The following is a 1,264-nucleotide window of genomic DNA, read 5'->3' on the forward strand; positions in this document are numbered from 1 at the left end:
TCCTCCTCCGACAACAATCACCTTCCTGTCATCATGATGCTCGTGGCATGGATGTCTATCTTTTGGCCCGTCCGACAGTCCATTGAGGCAGAAGGAATCCCGGTATTCCTTTTTGTGGTCTGTGAGGTTTAGGCGGGCGAGGAACTCACCGCTGACTGCTCCGGGTGTGCCGGCTGGAACTTCTTTGTTTCCGACAAACCATCTCTCCGGTCCGATTGACCATGAGTCCGCAAAACTATAGGAGACAAAAACCAAAGAAACCAGAATCGCACAAAATAATGCTTTCATAACCCCTCCTATGAGGCCACAAACTGCAAGCCCTGTACTTCGATGAGCTGACTCCCAGGCCTTTCAACAAGCCTGATGGCTTTAAACTTCTCCCCTGACCAGAAGTTTGACGTTACGGTAAAGTAGTCGCAGAACTCTAAAATCATTGCATCCCAGAAAGCCTCGAATGAGACGATCTTCTTCAGTTCTTTCCTCTCGATAAGTATCCAGTCCATCACATCGTCCACCATCAGGGCCAGATCCCCTACGCAGGAGAACTCGAGATCTTCTATCATATTGCCATACTTGGTGATCGATGCAGCGTTGGAGAGTTCGAGGACCTTCATGTACCTGTCGCCGAGGCTCCCGCCCTTTGAGTAGTCCCTATAATAGTGGCCCCTCAGTTTGTTACGGATATCAGCCACCTCAGTTTTTCCGAAAAGGAAACTGCCCCTGACGTTGTCCTTGTCGAAGGTCATTTGAGAGGTAGGCGCGGCAACAGACCCGAAGGCAAGGTTAAATGTCCCACCAGACTCGAACATATTGGATCGACTCTGAAGATCCATCTTGGCAAAGAGATCCATTGCCTCGGTCGCCACCTCCGGGAGATTGAAGGCGAACTTATAGCCCCCCGCTATCTGGGCGGCATAGGTCGCCCCCACCGTCGCAAACGAACCCCCTATGTCCGCCGCGACAAACCCGAGCAGGGCGATCAGGATGTGTTTTCTGACGTGGTCGGGCCTCTCGATCAGGGCACTCCCGGTTCCGGTATAAGTTCCCCCCACGTCATCTTCATATCCGTCGACATCAGCTGCGACGATGTCACCGATCACCGTGTTGGCCACGGAGTTGCCAGCCATGGTGACCGATTGACTGGCGATGGCCGGGGTATATTCGATCACCTTCCAACATTCATAACAATTACTAACACCCACATCGGTATCGGATTTCAAAACGATTGAATCCCCCCATGCTCCCCCGGTATACACAAACCTTT

At 52.0% G+C, this 1,264-nt stretch carries 2 protein-coding genes; both read right to left on the reverse strand.

Annotated elements, in window-relative coordinates; genetic code table 11:
* Positions 1 to 288, reverse strand: a 288-nt coding sequence (locus HWQ67_RS18925) for a hypothetical protein (protein WP_218254248.1), incomplete at its 3' end; no start/stop codon positions are given.
* Between the two features lie 8 nt (positions 289 to 296).
* Positions 297 to 1,264 (reverse strand): hypothetical protein (locus HWQ67_RS18930; protein ID WP_218254249.1); only part of this gene is annotated, 968 nt, incomplete at its 5' end.

The sequence above is a fragment of the Candidatus Magnetobacterium casense genome (genome assembly GCF_019173545.1).
GTDB classification, from domain to species: Bacteria; Nitrospirota; Thermodesulfovibrionia; order Thermodesulfovibrionales; family Magnetobacteriaceae; genus Magnetobacterium; species Magnetobacterium cryptolimnobacter.